This window comes from Yoonia tamlensis, from assembly GCF_900115105.1.
GTDB lineage: Bacteria > Pseudomonadota > Alphaproteobacteria > Rhodobacterales > Rhodobacteraceae > Yoonia > Yoonia tamlensis.
In genome coordinates this window covers 257,744-277,221 of sequence record NZ_FOYP01000002.1, presented here as the reverse complement: position 1 = coordinate 277,221, position 19,478 = coordinate 257,744, and the positions used below count along the sequence as shown (strand labels likewise).

The 19,478-nt window shown below is 55.6% G+C and carries 20 protein-coding genes, 1 tRNA gene and 1 riboswitch; of the genes, 8 read left to right on the top strand and 13 right to left on the bottom strand.

Annotated elements, in window-relative coordinates; translation table 11 throughout:
• The first annotated feature begins 91 nt into the window (after positions 1 to 91).
• Entirely contained in the window at positions 92 to 952 is an 861-nt protein-coding gene (locus tag BM320_RS13225; protein ID WP_090201049.1) for a DMT family transporter, read from the top strand.
• An 18-nt stretch (positions 953 to 970) separates the two neighbouring features.
• On the opposite strand, the gene aroC is transcribed toward BM320_RS13225, so the two are convergent.
• Both aroC and BM320_RS13215 read right to left on the bottom strand, forming a co-directional pair.
• On the bottom strand, positions 971 to 2,074 hold the full coding sequence (gene aroC / locus BM320_RS13220) for a chorismate synthase (RefSeq protein WP_090201048.1): 1,104 nt from the start codon (positions 2,072 to 2,074) through the stop codon (positions 971 to 973).
• Positions 2,075 to 2,213: 139 nt separating this feature from the next.
• Complete coding sequence (locus tag BM320_RS13215) at positions 2,214 to 2,981, bottom strand: porin family protein (protein ID WP_090201046.1); 768 nt, start codon at positions 2,979 to 2,981, stop codon at positions 2,214 to 2,216.
• Positions 2,982 to 3,244: 263 nt separating this feature from the next.
• Positions 3,245 to 3,342, top strand: a riboswitch (TPP riboswitch).
• 36 nt (positions 3,343 to 3,378) lie between these two features.
• Here BM320_RS13215 and thiB point away from each other — a divergent pair.
• Genes thiB through BM320_RS13200 form a run of 3 tightly spaced genes read left to right on the top strand, consistent with a single transcriptional unit; the run spans position 3,379 to position 6,553 of the window.
• Positions 3,379 to 4,368, top strand: a complete 990-nt coding sequence (gene thiB, locus BM320_RS13210) for a thiamine ABC transporter substrate binding subunit (RefSeq protein ID WP_090201044.1) — start codon at positions 3,379 to 3,381, stop codon at positions 4,366 to 4,368.
• Positions 4,344 to 5,864: an ABC transporter permease family protein gene (locus BM320_RS13205; RefSeq protein WP_090201043.1), complete on the top strand. Its 1,521-nt coding sequence runs from the start codon at positions 4,344 to 4,346 to the stop codon at positions 5,862 to 5,864. The genes thiB and BM320_RS13205 overlap by 25 nt, the downstream gene beginning before the upstream one ends.
• Positions 5,858 to 6,553, top strand: coding sequence for a thiamine ABC transporter ATP-binding protein (locus BM320_RS13200; protein WP_090201041.1), 696 nt, complete (start codon positions 5,858 to 5,860; stop codon positions 6,551 to 6,553). The genes BM320_RS13205 and BM320_RS13200 overlap by 7 nt, the downstream gene beginning before the upstream one ends.
• Before the next feature lie 74 nt (positions 6,554 to 6,627).
• Here the strand turns inward: BM320_RS13200 and BM320_RS13195 are convergent, their stop codons facing one another.
• From BM320_RS13195 to petA, 3 genes are read right to left on the bottom strand one after another with little or no spacing between them, the layout of a single operon-like run.
• Positions 6,628 to 7,470 (bottom strand): cytochrome c1, encoded by an 843-nt coding sequence (locus BM320_RS13195; RefSeq protein WP_090201040.1) that lies wholly within the window; start codon positions 7,468 to 7,470, stop codon positions 6,628 to 6,630.
• 10 nt (positions 7,471 to 7,480) lie between these two features.
• A complete protein-coding gene (gene petB, locus BM320_RS13190) occupies positions 7,481 to 8,821 on the bottom strand; it encodes a cytochrome b (protein ID WP_090201038.1) in 1,341 nt (446 codons plus the stop codon).
• A gap of 12 nt (positions 8,822 to 8,833) precedes the next feature.
• Positions 8,834 to 9,394: a ubiquinol-cytochrome c reductase iron-sulfur subunit gene (gene petA, locus BM320_RS13185; protein ID WP_090201556.1), complete on the bottom strand. Its 561-nt coding sequence runs from the start codon at positions 9,392 to 9,394 to the stop codon at positions 8,834 to 8,836.
• Positions 9,395 to 9,804: 410 nt separating this feature from the next.
• Here petA and BM320_RS13175 point away from each other — a divergent pair, with 410 nt between their 5' ends.
• Positions 9,805 to 10,449, top strand: coding sequence for an outer membrane protein (locus BM320_RS13175; RefSeq protein WP_090201035.1), 645 nt, complete (start codon positions 9,805 to 9,807; stop codon positions 10,447 to 10,449).
• Here the strand turns inward: BM320_RS13175 and BM320_RS13170 are convergent, their stop codons facing one another.
• The 4 genes from BM320_RS13170 to dapF are packed head-to-tail and all read right to left on the bottom strand — an operon-like array spanning position 10,450 to position 13,792.
• Complete coding sequence (locus BM320_RS13170; protein WP_090201033.1) at positions 10,450 to 11,052, bottom strand: glutathione S-transferase; 603 nt, start codon at positions 11,050 to 11,052, stop codon at positions 10,450 to 10,452. It abuts the gene before it with no gap.
• A gap of 15 nt (positions 11,053 to 11,067) precedes the next feature.
• Complete coding sequence (locus BM320_RS13165) at positions 11,068 to 11,706, bottom strand: glutathione S-transferase (protein ID WP_090201032.1); 639 nt, start codon at positions 11,704 to 11,706, stop codon at positions 11,068 to 11,070.
• Positions 11,706 to 12,968: a tRNA (N(6)-L-threonylcarbamoyladenosine(37)-C(2))-methylthiotransferase MtaB gene (gene mtaB, locus BM320_RS13160; protein ID WP_090201031.1), complete on the bottom strand. Its 1,263-nt coding sequence runs from the start codon at positions 12,966 to 12,968 to the stop codon at positions 11,706 to 11,708. The genes BM320_RS13165 and mtaB overlap by 1 nt, the downstream gene beginning before the upstream one ends.
• Positions 12,968 to 13,792: a diaminopimelate epimerase gene (gene dapF / locus BM320_RS13155; RefSeq protein WP_375342074.1), complete on the bottom strand. Its 825-nt coding sequence runs from the start codon at positions 13,790 to 13,792 to the stop codon at positions 12,968 to 12,970. Before dapF ends, mtaB begins: the two co-directional genes overlap by 1 nt.
• Before the next feature lie 85 nt (positions 13,793 to 13,877).
• Between dapF and BM320_RS13150 the strand changes: the two genes are divergently transcribed.
• Positions 13,878 to 13,953 (top strand) — tRNA-Lys (locus BM320_RS13150).
• 218 nt (positions 13,954 to 14,171) lie between these two features.
• Entirely contained in the window at positions 14,172 to 14,504 is a 333-nt protein-coding gene (locus tag BM320_RS13145; protein WP_090201028.1) for a hypothetical protein, read from the top strand.
• A 262-nt stretch (positions 14,505 to 14,766) separates the two neighbouring features.
• Here the strand turns inward: BM320_RS13145 and BM320_RS13140 are convergent, their stop codons facing one another.
• The 4 genes from BM320_RS13140 to BM320_RS13125 form a co-directional block, all read right to left on the bottom strand.
• Complete coding sequence (locus BM320_RS13140) at positions 14,767 to 15,477, bottom strand: porin (protein ID WP_090201026.1); 711 nt, start codon at positions 15,475 to 15,477, stop codon at positions 14,767 to 14,769.
• Positions 15,478 to 15,736: 259 nt separating this feature from the next.
• Entirely contained in the window at positions 15,737 to 16,144 is a 408-nt protein-coding gene (locus tag BM320_RS13135; RefSeq protein WP_090201023.1) for a hypothetical protein, read from the bottom strand.
• A gap of 217 nt (positions 16,145 to 16,361) precedes the next feature.
• Positions 16,362 to 17,471, bottom strand: coding sequence for a Gfo/Idh/MocA family protein (locus BM320_RS13130; RefSeq protein WP_090201022.1), 1,110 nt, complete (start codon positions 17,469 to 17,471; stop codon positions 16,362 to 16,364).
• Between the two features lie 9 nt (positions 17,472 to 17,480).
• Complete coding sequence (locus BM320_RS13125; protein WP_090201020.1) at positions 17,481 to 18,191, bottom strand: GntR family transcriptional regulator; 711 nt, start codon at positions 18,189 to 18,191, stop codon at positions 17,481 to 17,483.
• A 131-nt stretch (positions 18,192 to 18,322) separates the two neighbouring features.
• On the opposite strand from BM320_RS13125, the gene BM320_RS13120 reads away from it, so the two are divergent.
• A complete protein-coding gene (locus tag BM320_RS13120) occupies positions 18,323 to 19,477 on the top strand; it encodes an LLM class flavin-dependent oxidoreductase (RefSeq protein ID WP_090201018.1) in 1,155 nt (384 codons plus the stop codon).
• Position 19,478: the final 1 nt, after the last annotated feature.

Sequence of the window (19,478 nt, the reverse complement as noted above, 5' to 3'; positions counted from 1 at the left end):
CCTTTTTGTTGTGCGCATCGCAAATCGTATCGGTACAATATAAATCGCAACCCGCATTGACGTTTTTTGCGGGTTCGGCAAACGTCGCGCCATGGATATCAAAGCAATTCTCATGGGGCTGGCCTTTGCGGCAATGTGGTCCTCGGCGTTTACCTCTGCACGGGTGATCGTTGAATACGCACCGCCGCTAAGCGCATTGTCGCTACGGTTCTTTGTGTCCGGCCTTATTGGTATTTGCATTGCTTTCGCGCTTGGTCAGTCCGCAAGGCTAAGCCGCCGGCAATGGATGGGTGTGGTGGTCTTCGGGCTTTGCCAAAACGCGCTTTACCTGGGTCTGAATTTTGTAGCGATGCAGACCGTGCCCGCGTCATTGGCCGCGATTATTGCGTCGACAATGCCGTTGCTTGTCGCGCTTGTCGGCTGGGGTGTGTTTGGCACAAAGGTCAAGCCTCTCGGGCTGGCTGGATTGGTCGCGGGTGTGATTGGTGTGACGTTGATTATGGGCGCACGTCTGCAGGGCGGCGTCGACCCCTTTGGTCTGATCCTTTGTATCATCGGGGTGGCATCGCTAACGGTTGCGACGCTGGCGGTGATGGGCGCGGCATCGGGCGGGAACGTCTTGATGATTGTCGGGCTTCAGATGCTGGTGGGGGCCACGATATTGGCGGGTCCCGCGATTTTGCTAGAAGATCTGAATATTACGTGGAATTGGCAGCTGATCGTTGCCTTTGCCTATACGACCCTGATCCCGGGGCTTGCGGCGACATGGGTCTGGTTCACGCTTGTCGGCCGGATTGGCGCGGTCAAAGCATCGACATTCCACTTTTTGAACCCGTTTTTAGGGGTCGCAATCGCGGCGGCACTGTTGGGCGAGGCAATAGGTGCGCTTGATGTGATCGGTGTCGGCATCATCGCGGGCGGCATTTTGGCGGTACAATTGTCTAAGCAGTAAGGTGGATTAAAATCCACCCTACCCGATTTTTCCGCGGACACCGCCAGTTTGTCCGCGATCCAGCAACAGGTGATCCAGAATAACGCAGGCCATCATCGCCTCGCCGACAGGGACGGCACGGATGCCGACGCAGGGATCGTGGCGGCCTTTGGTGATGACCTCCATCGGGGTGCCATCCATGCGGATGGATTTACGCGGGCTGAGGATGGATGATGTCGGTTTGACAGCAAAACGCACGACAATGTCCTGACCTGTGCTGATCCCGCCAAGGATACCGCCCGCATGGTTTGAACTATACTCCGGCCCGTTTGGTCCCATAAAAATCTCGTCCGCATTCTCGCGACCTGTCAGGGCCGCGGCTGCCATGCCTTCGCCGATTTCCACGCCTTTGACCGCATTGATCGACATCATCGCAGCGGCCAAATCAGTGTCTAACTTGGCATAAACCGGTGCGCCGATGCCTGCGGGCACACCGCGCGCGACGACCTCGATGATGGCCCCGACCGAGTTGTGATCATCCTTGCGCAGCCATGCCAGATAGTCATTCCATTCGGCAGCGGCATTTGCATCGGGGCAGAAAAAATCGTTCTGGTCGATCTGGTCCCAATCCATATTGGCACGATCAATTTGCTTGGCGCCCATCTGGGTCATATAGCCTTTGATCTGCACATTCGGCGCAATGGCTTTGATCGCCTCGCGCGCTACGCCGCCTGCTGCAACCCGTGCCGCCGTTTCACGGGCAGATGACCGCCCGCCGCCGCGATAATCGCGGATGCCGTATTTCTGGTGGTAGGTAATGTCAGCGTGGCCCGGACGGAACGTATTGGCAATATCGCCATAATCCTTTGAGCGCTGATCGGTGTTGCGGATCATCAACTGGATCGGCGTGCCGGTTGATTTACCTTCAAACACACCTGACAAGATCTCAACCGCATCCGGTTCATTCCGCTGGGTGGTATTTTTATTCAAACCGGGGCGGCGTTTATCCAGCCATTGCTGCAACATCGCCGCGTCAATCGGAACGCCGGGCGGGCAGCCGTCAACCGTAGCCCCCAACGCAGGCCCGTGGCTTTCGCCCCAAGTCGTAAACCGGAAAAGGTGACCAAAACTATTCATCGACATATGCGCGCCCCATTGATTGGCACCGGATTACAGGATGGGAGAGATTTGTTCAATCTTGGTTGCGGCTGATTGCGAGGCGCCAATAGCAAAAGGCCCGCGGCAATTCGCGGGCCCAATTGTCTAGATCGACTATGCTGTCTTAGTTATAAAAGAAGTCCTCAGCGCGCAGGCCGCGGAAAATGGACTGTGCTCCGGCACCAAAGTTGTATGATGCAGCAATTGTAATCTGGTTCCATTCTGAATCACCAAACGAAACATCGTTGTGACCATATTTGGTAAGCTCGCCTGTGATGCTGACAGGGGCCATCTGTAGGTCATAGGTTCCACCAAGCGACAACATACCCGTCCAATCGCCATCGGTATCAATGTCGCGACGATGAGAAATGAACACTTGCGTGGCGTCGTTGATTTCATAGCTTCCGGCGATCCCAACCGTATCTTCGTTGAAATAACCGTCTTCCATATAGGCGCCAGCGTAGAACTCTACGCCAAAACCGTTTGCTGCATAGTCGGCTGTGATACCGAATTGCGTGTCGTTCAGCGATCCGTCATCGGTATTGTGGTGCGAAATAACTGTATAATATGCGCCGACCGATCCGTTTCCAAAGCTATAGTACGGGTTCAGGTCCAGCACATGCCGTCTGCTATAATACTCGTCTTCCCATGTTTCGCTGACGTAGCCAAAGGTGACCGCCACCCCAAGATTAGAGCCAAGCGCATAACGAGAGGTTGCCGTTAGATGCTTTGTATAGTTTTCGCTATACGGATCGCCTTCATCGTCATTGTGGAAGCTGTAGGCCAGACTAATTGTGCTGCCTTCATGTGTGATGCCACCGAATGATTGCGCACTTGCAGTGGATGCCAACGACACAATTGCTGTTGCTGCGATGAGTGAGAGAGTGTTCATGATGAACCTTTCAATACTGATTAATTAAAACTGTGTTGTATACCAGTGCTAGTTTAGTCGGGTGTATCCAGCCAACAAGTCGTTAATGTTTAAAGCGCTACAAAGCTGCCGACTGTTGCGGTGAAGCGCCTGTTTTCATTCTGATAGACCAAAAAACAGGCATATGATCGGTCTCCGACCCGAAGGCTTGGGTAGATCGCTCTGTTGTGCTGGTACGGCGAATATTATCGGCTCTTTTCATTCTGCCCGACTGGGCGTATGCAGCCCCTACCTCGGGGGGCCATATCGGCTGAGATGCGCAAGCGGACCCGTTGAACCTGAACCGGTTAAGACCGGCGGAGGGAAGGTATGGCAATCGCGCTATCCCCCAATCCGCCCGTCGCATTTGGAGGATACGATGCAAAAACCGATCTATCTGCCAGTTGTCGCGGGACTTGCCCTATGTGCCACAAGCGCATGGGCCGAGACCCCGGTACTGCAAGTTCTGACATACGACAGCTTTGTCAGCGATTGGGGCCCCGGTCCCGCTATTGAAACAGCATTCGAAGCCGAATGCGCCTGTGATCTGCAATTTGTGGGTAACGGCGACGGTGCCGCCCTTTTGGCGCGGCTTCAGCTTGAAGGACCGCGGACCGAATTTGACGTGGTTTTGGGGCTTGATACCAACCTGACGGCGGCTGCACGCGAAACCGGCCTGTTTGCGCCGCATGGTGTGACCGCTGAACTTGATCTGCCGATCGCATGGGATGACGCTGAATTCCTGCCGTTTGACTGGGGCTATTTTGCCTTTGTTGGCAATGCGGATGCGCCTTCAGCCAGTTCGTTGCGTGATCTTGCCGACAGCGATTTGAAAATCGTGATCCAGGATCCGCGGTCATCCACCCCCGGTTTGGGCCTGTTGCTATGGGTGAAAACCGCCTACCCCGATGAGGCCGCTGATCTATGGGCCGCACTGGCCGATAATATCGTCACCGTGACACCTGGCTGGTCCGAAGCCTATGGCATGTTCCTTGATGGCGAAGCCGACGCGGTGCTGTCCTATACAACCTCGCCCGCCTATCACCTGATCGCCGAAGAGGACGCAAGCAAAGTGGCTTGGGGCTTTGACGAAGGGCATTACATGCAGGTCGAAGTGGCCGGCAAAGTGGCGTCAACCGACCAGCCCGAACTGGCCGACCAGTTTCTGGCATTTATGGTTGGTGAAGGGTTCCAATCCATCATTCCGACAACAAACTGGATGTACCCTGCGGTTACTCCGGCGGATGGTTTGCCAGACGGGTTTGAAACGCTCATGACGCCAACGGTGTCACTGCTGAAATCCCCTGAAGAAGCAGCCGCGATCCGTGCTGAAGCATTGGAAGAATGGCGCACCGCGCTATCACAATAAGCCCACGCTGGCCCGGCGTCCTTGCGGGGACGCTGGTGCTAGTGTTGACGCTTGGCACGCTCGCAGCGGTCGCGCTGCGGGCGGAGTTTGCGACGGGATTGGGTGTTGCTGATTGGGCCGCGATCCGGTTTACTTTGACCCAAGCCTTTCTATCCGCATTGATTAGCGTTGTGCTTGCGATTCCGGTTGCACGGGCCTTGGCACGGCGACGGTTCCGAGGGCGGCAAGCGTTGATTACCTTGTTGGGTGCACCATTCCTATTGCCTGTGATCGTTGCAATTGTCGGGCTGATCGCAGTTTTTGGTCGCAACGGAATTCTCAACAATGGGCTGGTTTGGGCGGGGTTAGAGCCTGTTTCGATCTACGGCTTCCACGGCGTCATTCTGGCGCATGTGTTTTTTAACCTGCCTTTGGCGGTGCGGTTCATCTTGCAAGGCTGGCTTGCGATTCCAGCGGAACGGTTCCGATTGGCGGCCAGTTTGAACGCGCCGATTGGCAAAATTCTTGAAATCCCGATGCTCCGCGCTGTCGTGCCCAGCACGTTCTTGGTGATTTTCCTGATCTGCCTGACCAGCTTTGCTGTCGCGCTGACATTGGGCGGCGGCCCGAAAAGCACGACGGTTGAATTGGCGATTTATCAGGCGTTACGGTTTGATTTTGACCTTGGGCGGGCGGCGATGCTGGCCTGTATCCAGTTTGGCCTGTGCGCCGTGGCTGCCGTGATCGCGTGGCAAGTCACCGGCACCGACGCGATGGGCGCCGGATTTGATCGCACGGTCGCACGGTGGGATATGCGCCGCCCTGTCTTGGATTACCTTGTTATTACATTGGCGGCGCTGTTTCTTGTGATCCCTCTTGGCATGGTTGTTTTGCGGGGATTGCCCGGTCTTTCACAATTGCCAAGCAGCGTTTGGGCCGCGGCGCTGCGGTCGATTTGTGTTGCAGTGGGATCTGCGATGCTTTGTTGCACGATGGCGGTCAGCCTCGGGCTTTGGGGTGGGCGCGTTGTCGCGGTGATTGGTGTGCTGCCACTTGCCGCATCGGGGCTGGTTGTGGGGACAGGTGCATTTTTGATCGTCTACCCGTTCACCAGCCCAAGCGACGTGGCGCTTCTGGTGACGCTGTTGGTAAATGCAACGCTTGCCCTGCCCTTTGTGCTGCGCGCGATTGCGCCGGCAATTGCGGCAGTGCAGGCGGATTTCGGGCCTCTTGGTGCCTCTGTCGGGCTGACGGGCTGGGGTTGGCTGCGGATCGTTGTTTTGCCACGCATCCGGCGCCCGCTCGGCTTTGGTGCGGGACTTTGTGCGGCCTTGTCGATGGGTGATCTGGGCGTGATCACGCTTTTTGCGGGGCAGTCCGAAGAAACGCTACCGCTTGCGATGTACCGCCTGATGGGTGCCTACCGGATGGAGGCCGCGGCAGGCGCTGCGGTGGTCCTATTGGGGCTAAGCCTGCTGATTTTCTGGATATGCGACTATTGGGGGCGGCGATGCTAAGATGTGAAAAATTGCAGCTGCGTTATGATGATTTTTCGCTTGCGGCTGAGCTTGGGTTTGCTGCGGGACGGATCACTGCGCTGATTGGGCCCTCTGGTGCTGGAAAATCGACGTTTTTGGCGGCCATTGCCGGATTTCTGGTGCCGGCAAAGGGCCGTGTGATCTGGGCGGCACAAGATATTTCGGCGCTGTCGCCGGCTGAACGACCGATCAGCATCCTTTTTCAAGACAACAACCTGTTTCCGCATCTGACCATTACGCAAAATGTCGGGCTCGGGTTGCGGTCGGGGCTGCGTCTGACCGCTGATCAAAGGGCGCAGGTTGCAGCCGTGCTGGACAGCGTCGGTCTTGCGGGCATGGGCGCACGCAAGCCCGCAGCACTTTCGGGTGGACAACAAAGCCGCGCGGCATTGGCGCGGGTGCTTTTGGCGGATCGGCCATTGGTGTTGCTGGACGAGCCGTTTGCGGCGCTAGGGCCGCGGCTGAAGGACGAGATGCTTGACCTTGTGCAACAACGTCTTGCGGATCAGGGGCGCACGGTGATCATGGTCACCCACGACCCCGCTGATGCCAAACGGATCGCAGATGCGGTGGCAGTTGTTGCGGATGGGACTGTGGCGGCACCCGTTGCGACACGCGCGTTGTTTGAAAACCCCCCGCCCGCCTTGGCCCGCTATCTTGGCAAGTGAGGTGGATCAAGATCCACCCTACGAAAAAGGCCCACCAAATTGGCGGGCCTTTTTTAATTCGGTGACGGATCAGATCAGTCTTTGTGCTTGTGCGGCGCCCACAGACGTTTGTTTGTGAGGTACAGCAAAACTGACAGCATGATCAGCAGGATCACCCCGGCAAGACCCGCATGTTTGCGGTCCATCATCTTTGGCTCGGCTGTCCACATCAGGAAGGCCGCAATGTCTTGGGCTTCGTGGTGGATGTCAGTGGAATGGCCATCGGCGAATTCCACATCATCACCCCAAAGCGGCTGCGGCATGCCGATCCAGCTGCCGGGCACCATGTGGTGGCCGTGGTCGTCAATGCATTCTTCGGGGAAACCACCGGCGGCAAATGCCACGTTGTAGTAACCGTCGAAATCTTCTGGCGCACATTCCGGCGTTTCTTCATAGCCGGTCAGGATAGAGGCGATATATTCAGCGCCGCCCATGCCTTTGAACAGCTGGTTCAGACCTGAACCCAACGGACCGTGGAAACCGGCGCGCGATTTTGCCATCAGTGACAGATCGGGTGCGCCTGCCGCTGTGACCGCAGGGAATTTATCTGCGGGCGTTGCCAAACGGTAGTCATCAATCGCCGGATCATAGATTTCGTAGAATTCCGCGTAGGCGCGCATTTGATCTTCGGGAAGCGCAGGGCCGCCTTCGTCATGCAATGTGCGGAACGCGACATATTCAAGCCCGTGACAAGACGAACAATTCTCGGTGTAGATTTGCAGACCGCGCTGAAGCTGCATCTGATCATAGCTGCCAAACGGGCCTTCGAACGAGAAATCGAAATCTTCGATATGCGTTTCGCTTTCGGCGATCGCCTGCCCTGTTGTCAGGGCAAGCGCTGTTGCAGCGGTCAGTGTGAGTTTACGGAACATATTCATTGGTCCTTTCTCACTCGGCCGATTTCGCAGAGGCATCAGCCCCGGCTTTCGGCGCGTAGTGCGCGTTAAAGTCGTCTTCGATGGTTGCGGGCTGTGGCAGTGGTTTCTCGATCACGCCAAGAAGTGGCAGCAGAACAAGGAAGTAACCGAACCAGTAGGTCGCAGCGATCAAAGAGATGTATGGGTAGATGCCGTCTGTTGGCATCGCGCCGACCCACATCAATACGATGAAGTCGAATGCCAGCAGCGCAAACCACCATTTGAACATCGGGCGGTAGCGGCCTGAACGCACAGATGATGTATCCAGCCAAGGTGCCAGCGCCATCACAGCGATCGCGCCAAACATGGCCAGAACCCCAAAGAACTTGGCGTCGATGATGCCGAAGCTGACAAAGTTCACCAGTTGCACGATCCATACGTCCGCGGTGAATGCCCGCAGAATCGCGTAGAATGGCAAGAAGTACCATTCAGGCACAATGTGCGAAGGTGTCGCCAGCGGGTTCGCAGGCACGTAGTTGTCAGGGTGGCCAAGATAGTTTGGCATGAACCCAACAATCGCCATGAACACGGCCAGAACAACAGCCAGCGCGAACAGGTCTTTGATCACGAAATATGGCCAGAATGGCAGCGTATCTTTTGCCGCGTCTTCTTTGCTGGTCCGGCGGACTTCAACACCTGTGGGGTTGTTATTGCCAGTGGTGTGGAATGCCCAAACGTGCACGATGGTCAGACCCAGCAGCACAAATGGCAGCAGATAGTGCAATGAGAAGAAGCGGTTCAGCGCAGGCTGGCCAACCGCAGATGCGCCCAGCAACCATGTCTGGATTGCATCACCGATGAACGGGATCGCGCCAAACAGGCCTGTGATAACGGCTGTCCCGTGGAACGACATCTGGCCCCAAGGCAAAACGTAACCCATAAATGCGGTGCCCATCATCACAAGATACATCAGCATGCCGATGATCCATGTGACTTCGCGTGGTGCCTTGTATGAACCGTAGTAAAGACCGCGGAACATGTGCAGATAAACCGCAACAAAGAAAAGCGACGCGCCGTTGGCGTGGAAATAGCGGATCATATGACCGCCGTTGACATCACGCATGATGTGTTCAACCGACGCAAACGCCAGATCAACATGCGGGGTGTAGTGCATGACCAGCACGATGCCGGTTGCGATTTGCAAAACCAGCGTAAACGCCAGAACAATGCCCCAGATCCACATCCAGTTCAGGTTCTTCGGCGTGGGCAGCATGAGGGTGTCATAGACAAGCCCGACAATCGGCAGGCGTGTGTGCAGCCATTTTTCGATGCCAGTCTTGGGTTCGTAATGGTCGTGGGGAATACCAGACATGGTGCGCGCTCCTTAACCGAGTTGAATTGTTGTTTCGTCTACGAAAGACGCAACAGGGACGAGAAGGTTGCGCGGTGCAGGACCTTTGCGGATACGACCGGATGTATCGTAGTGCGACCCGTGGCATGGGCAGAACCAACCACCGAATTCGCCAGCTTCACCCAATGGCACACAGCCAAGGTGCGTGCAAACGCCCATCTGGACCAGCCATGTGCCGTCTTCGGACAGGGCGCGGTTTTCGTCGGATGCATCGGCATCACCCAGAAGGTTTTCGTTTTCAGCGCCTTGGTCGGGCAGTTCTGATACGTCGACAGCGCGGGCAGCGGCGATTTCATCTTCGGTACGTGACCGGATGAAAACGGGCTTACCTTGCCAAAGCACAGTCAATTGTGTGCCTGGCGCGATTGCGCTGATATCAACGCGAATTGACGCAAGCGCCAGAACGTCAGCTGAAGGGTTCATTTGGTTGACCAGTGGCCACACCGCTGCACCTGTTGCAACGACACCGGCTCCGGCTGTTGCATAGTAAATAAAGTCGCGGCGTGTGCCCTGATGATCGTCTGCATGTGACACGGCTTGCATCTCCGATTCTTTGGTTGGGCAGAACGCCCACGGGAAAGACGGGCTGTAAGAAATTTAGCCCATTCCGGCGCTGTTTATCCATGAAAACATGATCCGTCCAGCGGACAATAAGGCGCAGGCGCTATTGTGGCGCTTATTGTTGCGAAACGGCAAAGATTTCGTGAACCGCGACACAAGAATCACATTGCCGTCATTTTGGGAAAAAGCAGCACCGAATTTCCCGACTTTTGTTGCTATGCACCCAAGACACGGTGATGACCGCGGATTCACGGTGTTATTTGTGTCGTGGCGGCCACAAATCACTTTGAAGGTTTAAGACTCGGTTAATGGTGACTTGTTAGACTAAATAGGGCATTTTACCCGCAGACAACTCTGCCATTACTCTTGTCTAGGAAAATCTGATGTTACGTGCGCTTGCGCCATTCGCCCTGATCGTTTTGACACCCGCCGTCGCCGCCGCACAGGTCGAGCTGAGCTTTTATGGCGGTGCGCAATCGGCGCCTCCGTCAGATGTTTCGGTGCGTGACGGCGTGATCGGAAACGATGATTTCATCATCGCATGGGAAGGGCGTTCATCTTCGGCGCCGATCTATTACGGCATTCGCGCCACCCATTGGCGTAATGACAGCTTTGGTTTCGGGCTCGATTTTGCGCATAACAAAATCTACCCGCAAGACGGCGAATTGCCTTCTGGCTATGATGTGCTTGAATTTACGGACGGGCTGAACACGCTGACAGTCAACGCCTACCACCGCTGGAACGGCGCATTTGGCAAAATTACACCATACGTTGGCGGCGGCATTGGCTTTGCCATTCCACATGTTGAGGTCACGAATGGCGCGTCTGAAACATTCGGCTATCAGTTGACAGGGCCTGCGGCGACTTGGATTGCCGGTGCGACCTATCCGATCAACGACCAATGGTCTGTTTTCGGTGAATATAAAGGCACATATTCGTCCAACACCGCCGATCTTGAAACCGGCGGCACCGTTTCGACCGATGTTTTCACCAATGCGGTGAATATGGGCGTCAGCTTTAACTTCTGATTATGCCGGCGCGGTGGCAATCATGCTGTCGCGCTGCATGAATTCCGCGTGCCAAGCGGCCAGCGCCGCATTGTCATTGCGCCAGCCGCGCGCATCATGGCGCAGATCAACATAGGACAGTGCACAGCCAATCGCGATCTGCCCGATGTTCAGCGGGCCGTTCAGATGGCTCATCCACATCTTGTTCACGGCGCTGATCCCGCGGCTGGCCTTTGCCCATTGCGCTTCGATCCACGCGGGCGAACGTTCGTTTTCGGGGCGCAGCCTGATTTCATAGGTCATGGCAACGGCGGCCTCCATGATCGCGTCGGCGGTGGCCTCAAGCGTCAGCAGTTCCCAGATTTGCGCTTGCGGATAAAGCGCGCCACCCGCGTGATCGTTCAAAAACCGTGTGATGACACGGCTATCATAGATCGCTGGCCCGTCATCGCGCACAAGCGCGGGAATTTTGCCAATCGGGTTTGCGGCAACAATCGTTGGATCTGAATTCAGCGCACTTGTGCTGATTGGCACCTCTGCGACACGGTCGGTCAGCCCGAGTTCACGCACAACAACGCGGGCCTTGCGCACAAATGGAGACGCGGGCGACATCAGTAGTTTCATCGAAATTCCTATCGTTTAGATTTGCGGAAACAAGACCTGATCTTGCCCATCTTGCCAAGGCACATATTTGGTCATGATGCTGGCAAAGCGATCAGAGGACAAAAATGCATCCAGCCAAGCCGTGATCGGGGCCAATCCTTGCGCATCAAACCAGTCGCGGTCAGTATTTGCGAATTGTCGCACAAAAGGCAGGATCGCCATATCGGCAAGCCGGATGTGGTCGCCCATTAAATATGGCGTCTTTTCAAGACGTTCGTTCAGCACCCGCAAGAATACCATCGCCTTTTCGCGTTGCTCGGCTTCGTCCAGATCCGGGTAACGCACGGCGTACTTTGTATGGTCCAACGCTGTTTTGAATGGCCCTTCGCAGGTGGTGATCAGGTCCATCCCTTCGGCGGGCATATCCAGCCAGCCTTCGGGGTCGTTTTGGGTCAGCGCCCAGATCATAATATCGCGGCTTTCGTCGATCACGCGATCCGGCAATTGCAAGACGGGCACGGTGCCCTTGGCCGAGGCCGCAAGGAAAGGCGCAGGTTTATCGCGCAACACGATTTCGCGCAAAGTGACTTGCTGCTGGCTGGACTGGATCGCCAGCCGCGCACGCATCGCATAGGGGCAGCGGCGGAATGACCAAAGAATTGGACGGGTTTCCATCACAGGGCCTGCAGTTGGTTACCATCAACGCCCGTGATTTTTGCCGCCACAATCTGGCTTTCAGGCTGGTCACTGGCAAAGCTGACTTCGGCAAATTGTTCGGTCCGACCCATGCGCGGGTTTTCCATCAGAATGTGATGGGTCGCGCCGATTTGCGCCTGCAAATGCGCAGCAACCTTGGCGTCCCCAGCAGCACGCAGCTGTGCCGCGCGCGCCTTGATCACGTTGCCGTTGACCTGCGTGGGGATTTTCGCGGCGGGCGTGCCTTCGCGTTTGGAATAGGGAAAGACGTGCAGCCAAGTCAGGTCGCAATCCGTGACAAGTTTGAGCGAATTTTCGAAATGCGCATCGGTTTCAGTCGGAAATCCGGCGATAATGTCCGCGCCAAAGGTCATATCGGGCCGTAGTTTGCGCGCGTCCTCGCAAAACCTGATCGCGTCATCGCGCAGGTGGCGGCGTTTCATCCGTTTCAGGATCATATCATCGCCATGCTGCAGTGACAGGTGCAAATGCGGCATTAACCGCGGTTCGGTCGCTATGGCCTGCATCAGATTGTCATCGACTTCGATGCTATCAATTGATGAAATCCGCAGGCGGCGCAGATCCGGCACAAGTTTCAAAATCCGCATCACCAGATCGCCCAGTTTCGGCGCGGCGGGCAGGTCAGCGCCCCAGCTTGTCAGGTCAACGCCGGTCAGCACGACTTCGTTATAGCCGCGATCGACAAGCCGTTTGATCTGGTCGACAACAACGCCCGCAGGGACCGACCGCGAATTTCCACGCCCGTAGGGGATAATACAGAACGTACAGCGGTGGTCGCAGCCGTTTTGGACCTGCACATAAGCGCGACTGCGGGTGCCAAACCCGTCAATCAGATGACCGGCGGTTTCGGTCACAGACATAATGTCGTCCACCTGCACCGGTTCGGTCTGCCCGATCAGATCGGGCGCCATATTGGCCCAAGTCGCCGGATTCATCTTTTCGGTATTGCCGATGACAACATCGACCTCGGTCATGTTCGCAAAGGTATCGGGCTCGGTTTGTGCCGCACAACCTGTGACGATCAATTTGGCATCGGGGTTATCGCGGCGCAGTTTGCGGATGTCTTGGCGGGCTTTGCGCACGGCCTCGGCTGTGACGGCGCAGGTGTTTACGATCACAGCGTTTTCGACGCCCGCCGCGATGGCAAGCTCTTTCATGGCCTCGGATTCATAGGCGTTCAGCCGGCACCCGTGGTTGGAAAATTTCGGTGCACTGTTCATTACAGCCGCCATTGCCCGTCAAACACATGTGCCGTGGGGCCGGTCATCCAGACGCCATCATCGCGCCAGTCGATATGTAATGTGCCGCCGTCCAGATCAATCTGCACCTTGCGCCCCGTAATCCCGCGCCGCGCCGCTGCAACTGCCGTCGCGCAAGAAGAAGAGCCAGAGGCGAGCGTCACCCCAACCCCACGTTCCCAGACCCGCATCCGCAGATGATCAGGGCCGACGACACTCGCAAACTGCACATTGGTGCGCTGCGGATAAAGCGGATGATGTTCGGTTTGCGCCCCACGTGCGGCCAGATCCACCGCTTCGGCGTCTTCGACAAAAAACGTGCAATGCGGGTTGCCCATCCCTGTGGCCACGGGCGCGCCATCAATCGGCAGTGCAAGCGTATCCATTTCGTGCGATAGCGGGATTTCATCCCAACGCAGCTGCGGCTGGCCCATATTCACCGATGTCAGCCCATCGCCCGCATCACGCGCATAAAGCGTGCCGCGATCCGTGGTAATGGTCAGCGTGTCACGTCCGGTTTCATCCATCAAGAACCGCGCGATGCAGCGGGTCGCGTTGCCGCATGCGGCCGAAAGCGATCCATCGCTGTTCCAAAAGGTCAAATGCACATCCGCATCCGGTGTCTTTGACAAAACCGTGAGCTGGTCAAACCCCACGCCGCGATGCCGGTCTGCAATGGCGATTGCTAACGCCGCGTCAACGCGCGGGGTGATTCCCCGTTCGTCCACGACAACAAAGTCGTTTCCCAGCCCGTGCATCTTCATAAAGGGCAAATATGCTTGGTTTTGCGTGTTCATTCGGGCCATATATGCGAACTGTCAGGACTATTCCAGATAAGATGACATTTGGGGGTTGACCCCACCGCCCCACCTTTCTAATTAGCGCCCCAGTGGGCCGTTAGCTCAGTTGGTAGAGCAACTGACTTTTAATCAGTAGGTCGCTGGTTCGAACCCAGCACGGCTCACCACTTTTTCTATTTATATCAGGTATATACTTGCACTTTGTTGGCTACGATTTGTGGCGCCACCATTACCGGAAGCTATACGGAAGCACCTGAACGCGAGGAATCGCGTGGTGGTGGGGCAATACCTCGCAGACCGTCTGAATAGTTATCAATCCAAAACGCATACAGAACCGCTCGCACGTTTTTTGCGCAGGCTGCATCGTTGCACGGGGGCAGATGCAATGATCCTTTACAAGACGATAGCCCTAAAATTTGGACACTATCTGGAAAACGAGCAGCCCGGCAGCATGCCCGGCCCTGATGGACAATTAGTCCTTCCAGAGGAGATCCGTGGGCACTGGCAAAGCGTTCTCAGCGACCTTGCCACAGCAAGAATCTACATGCTCGACCACAATGCTGCGAACTATCTCGATTCCCTGAGAATGGATGTTCAAGGAATGCCGTGGGAAGAACGGCCAGAATCCGATATTCAAAGCTATGTCCGTAAAGTCGACTTTCCACGTGACCTGATTTGGATTGAATACGGCGACAGAACACTGGGTTGCCGAACATGAAAGACGGTATGCAAATGGAAAGGTAGTGCGAGTTAAAGCGCATAAGCGTGGTCAATTAGCGGATCGGGAGTTGCCGGTTCGGGTTGTGGGGCCGAGAATGCATGACTGAACTCTATAGTGTAAACTAGGTGAACCGCACCGGGTCTGCCGGATCGTAAGGCATTGTAACTGGCGTGGCCGGAAATTTAGGCAACAATCTAGCCACTTTTCGTCATGGACCGGCTGTGCTGATGGGCCCGCCAGTGGCAGGCCCGTCAAAGCATTAGAACGGGTAGACAGATTCGATGCTGGCGAAACGGTCGCCGCGGTTGCGCTGTAAAAAGCGCTGGTCGACACGGGTTTGTGCACCTGTTTCGAAAGAAATCATCGCCTGAATGCGGGTGATATCTGTCGTCTCTGTCAGGATTTGTCCGGCGCTTGCGTCGAACCAGACGCCATCGGCAACCTGATACCCGGCACCGACCGCATAGGTGGTGGCGTCGAAACCGTTATCAAGCAGCACTTCGGCCCCGGCGGAGACACGGAACGCATCGTTAATATCATAGCTGCCACGTGCACCAACAAGACTGCGGTCGATCCAGATACTGCCGTCTTGGTAATAGCCGCGCGCATGAATTGGGCCTGCATCATAAGCCGCGCTAAGTTTGGTGTGCAGCGTATCAAGGTAGGAATATGATTGGACATCTAGCCCGACAGTAATTTCCGGCGAAACAGCATATTCCGCGTAAAGTGCTGTAATCGCATCATCATCGTCGACTTGTGTATAATTCAACGCGACGGCGAATTGTTCGTTTTGATACTGGCCAAAGACTTCGTAGCCGTCCCAAGCCGGAACATCGCCGTCAATGCCCTTAAATCCTGCGCCAAACATGAATTCGGGGGTAATTTCATAGGCCGCCGAAACAGCGTATTCCACAAAATCAAACGGTGCCATCACATCATATTGCACGCTGGCAATATCGGCGGTCAGCAAGAACTGACCAAACGTATATTCAACGATCCCTTGCAGCCGACCGGTTGATCGGTCGTCGCCTTAGATATCGAAGTAAGAGTAGTCGTAGCTAAGATGCGCATAGCGCAAACCGTCTTCGGCATATGCCGCGCCCGCGCTAAGCGCGATCAAACTGCAAAGCATGGATTTCCGTAACATTGGCGAATTCCTTGTGTGCGGCTAGTTCTGCAACATGTGCAAAACTAGCCTTTGGTGGTCATAATTATTGGGTTTGAATGGTTTAGCCGCGTGTTGGTGCAGATGTAGGGTTGCGTGGGTCGACTGTTGGGCGGCGTGTCGGTTCGCGGTCGTCGTCACGATCATCATCGTCGCTGCCACGGCCTTCGTCTTTGTCGTCCTCGGGGACTGACGGGCCTTCAAAGCGCAAAGTATAGGTTTCGTCTTCCCGCTTTGTCGCGATGATCCCTGTGATGTCGAGACCGCCAATCGCATTGCCGAATTCTTCGTCACAATCGTCAAGGCCACTTGTCTGGCTGCAGTCATGGTCAGGGAAGGTTTCGTTGCACCAATTGATCACGGCTTCGTAGCATTCACCCAAAGTTGTGATGCCGGCCTGCGCTTGGATAGGCGCAAAAGTTGTTGTTGTGATTGCTGTAGAGATTGCAAATGCTTTGATCAGGTTTGTCATAATATCGCTCCGATTTGTTGTTTGAGTATCCGCAGATCATCTGCGTTACAGTCATAGGTCGGACGCGGGTGGCGAATGGTTCAAATAAAATGTGGACTTTCCGCAAAGAGTTTTTATATCCTTGAAAAGGCTGGATAAATTATTGAAATATTTTGACAGCTATGCGGGGCGTTCCCCCCTGATCCGCGTTTAACCGGCGCGGTCAGGGGGTAGATGCCTAGCCCAGAAGCTCGTTCATATGCACTGTGCGGTGCTCGCGGATCGATATTTGCGCGGCCATGCCAAGAAGCACAGCCATCTTGCCATCGATCAATGATACTTCTGGCGCGTTGCGTTGGCCGCGGACAAGTTCAAGGAACTTCTGGTGCTGATAATAGGTTGACCCGTTGTGGTCGCCGGCCTCTAGCAGGGCGGGGTCTACGGGGATATCGCGCTTTACCGGACCTTTGGGTTTGCGTGGGCTGACAATCAACTGGGGCAGCGGCGCATCGCCAAGATGTTCGGGCCAGAACCGTCCGGGACCGGGTACAAAAGCTTCGACCTTGCCCATCGGGCCGACGGCGGACACTTCTTCTTGGTATTGTGCACCTTCGGCGAACATACAAAGTTCAAGCATCGCGCGGCTGCCGTTCGCGAAGTCAACAATGACATAGCCATTATCCAAGATATCGGGCTGTTCGCCATTATACCGCTCCTCGATATGGTTCGCATCCTGCCCGCCCGACGCCATCACGCGGACGGGCTCGGATTTCAGCACAAGCCGCATCAGGTCAAAGAAGTGACAGCATTTTTCGACAAATGTTCCGCCGGAATAGCGATCAAACCGGTTCCAGTCGCCGACTTTTTCCAGAAACGGAAAGCGGTGTTCGCGGATCGTCAGCATCTTGATCCCGCCCGTCACGTCGTCAACGCAGTTCAACAGCGCGGCGATGGGGGGCATATAGCGGTATTCCATCGCAACCCAGACAGGCGAAGGATATGTATCGATAAATGTCTTGAGCCGCCCAAGCTGTTCGATATCCGTGAACAGGGGTTTTTCGACCAGCACAGGCAAATGCCGTTGCGCTGCAAGCATTTCGAGCTGCTCGATATGTCTGAAATTTGGACTGGCGATCAAAATGCAATCAAGATCGGGCAGCGCCAAAAGCGCATCAATACTGTCCATCAGTTGCACATCGGGCGCGATAGATTGCGCGATCGCCGCCATGCCCGCGTCAGGTTCGAACACGGCCGCGACGCGTGCGTTATCCAGCAACGCAATGTTGCGCATGTGTTCATGGCCCATCATGCCGCAGCCGATGATGCCGTAGTTGGTGGTGTTTGACATGTTTCCTCCCTATCGCAGGCGCTGCACATAGCGGGCGCGCTGCGGGTCAAACCAAGTTTTCGAATATTCGACCGAACCAAATTGTTCGGCATGGCTTATCCGCTCGATGAAGCCGACGGTCTGGCCGTGGCTCGGTGCGAAATTCACAGGTGCCCAATCGGGGGTTTGCCCGATCGAGACATAATCCTCGGCGTGGGTAATCCAGAAACCAAGCCGCATCTTGTAATAGCGGTAAAGCGAATCAGACAGTTCGGCGGGCACAATCTTGCCTGCGCTCCGGTCCAGCCAGATTTCTTCGACGGCGATGGGTTCTTGGTTCAAGAACCGCAAACGCCGTATTCTTGTGGCATCATCGGACGTGCCAAATTGCGGCATATTGTCAGGTTTTCGAAGCTCTTGCACAGACAGAACCTGCGCCGTTGGCAACCCCCCGCCGCGCGGCAATTCCAGCCGAAACATTGAATAGACGCTGGCAACATCAGGGGTCTTGCGCACATAGTTTCCGGACCCTTGAATGCTTTCGATCAACCCATTTTTTTCAAGGATTGCCAATGCTTTACGCAGCGTCCGTACGGTTGTTCCATGTTGTTTAGCAAGCACCCGTTCAGGCGGCAGTCGCACCCCGTCCAGCAAATGCCCAGAGGCAATTTCGCGGATCAGGACTTCGCTGATTTGCACATAAAGGGGCAAGGAACTGGCAGTTTGGCTTTTGACGTACATCGCGTTTCTGGCTGCTTTCGGAAAAAATTGATACACCATTGATCCAGATCAAAGACACTGCTAGCGATAAGGAAAGTCAAGCGGTTTTATCGGAGCCAATCTGTAAGGCCGCGCTGGGGAGGATAACTAATATGACCGTAGTTCCGGTAACTTCTGCTGAACTTGATTCCGCCGAAGTGTCGTGGTTTGCAGCACTGTGTTCGGATGATTACCAATTTCTTGGCCAGCCAGACGGTGCGCTTCGGTCATCTTGGGACCATTGTTCGAATATCGTGAAAACGGCGGAAAAGCAGGGATTTCGCAATATTCTATGCCCGTCATCCTATCAAGTCGGGCAGGACACGCTTAGCTTTGTGGCGGGCTGCGCGCCGATCACATCAGACATCAACATGTTGGCAGCGGTGCGTTGCGGTGAAATGCAGCCGATCATGCTTGCCCGCACCATCGCGACACTGGATCATATGCTCAACGGGCGGTTGACCGTGAATATCATCAGCTCTGATTTTCCGGGGCAGATCGAAGACAGCAACTACCGTTACCAGCGGTCCCGCGAAGTGGTCGAGATCCTGAAACAGGCGTGGACCCAAGACGAGATTAACCACAAAGGCGAGATCTACAATTTCTCCGGCCTGACAACGGACCCTGTGCGCCCCTACCAAACCGGCGGTCCGCTGCTGTATTTTGGCGGCTATTCTCCGGCGGCACTGGAACTTTGCGGTGAACATTGCGACGTCTATCTGATGTGGCCCGAAAAAGTTGATGAACTGGCAGGCCGGATGAAAGCCGTGAATGCGGTTGCCGAAAAATACAATCGCACGCTCGATTATGGTCTGCGCGTCCACGTCATCGTGCGCGACACCGAAGCCGAAGCCCGCGAATATGCCGACTATATCGTGTCCAAGCTGGATGATGATCAGGGCGATGCCATCCGCAACCGCGCGCAGGACGCCAAATCGCTTGGCGTGAGCCATCAGGCGAAAAACCGTGAAATCGCGGATGATTTCGGCTATATTGAGCCCAACCTCTGGACAGGGGTCGGCCGTGCGCGCTCTGGCTGTGGTGCTGCGCTTGTCGGGTCGACCGATCAGGTCCTGTCAAAACTGGAAGCCTATCAGAAAATGGGTATCCGCGCGTTTATCTTGTCGGGTTATCCGCATATGGATGAGGCCGTACACTTTGGGTCGCGCGTGTTGCCGCAGATGAAAACCTGTTCCTTGCCTCATGCTTATGGGCGCGTGCCTTCGGGTGTTCCCGCAACACCACTTGGAAATGGAGTCCGCCGCTAAT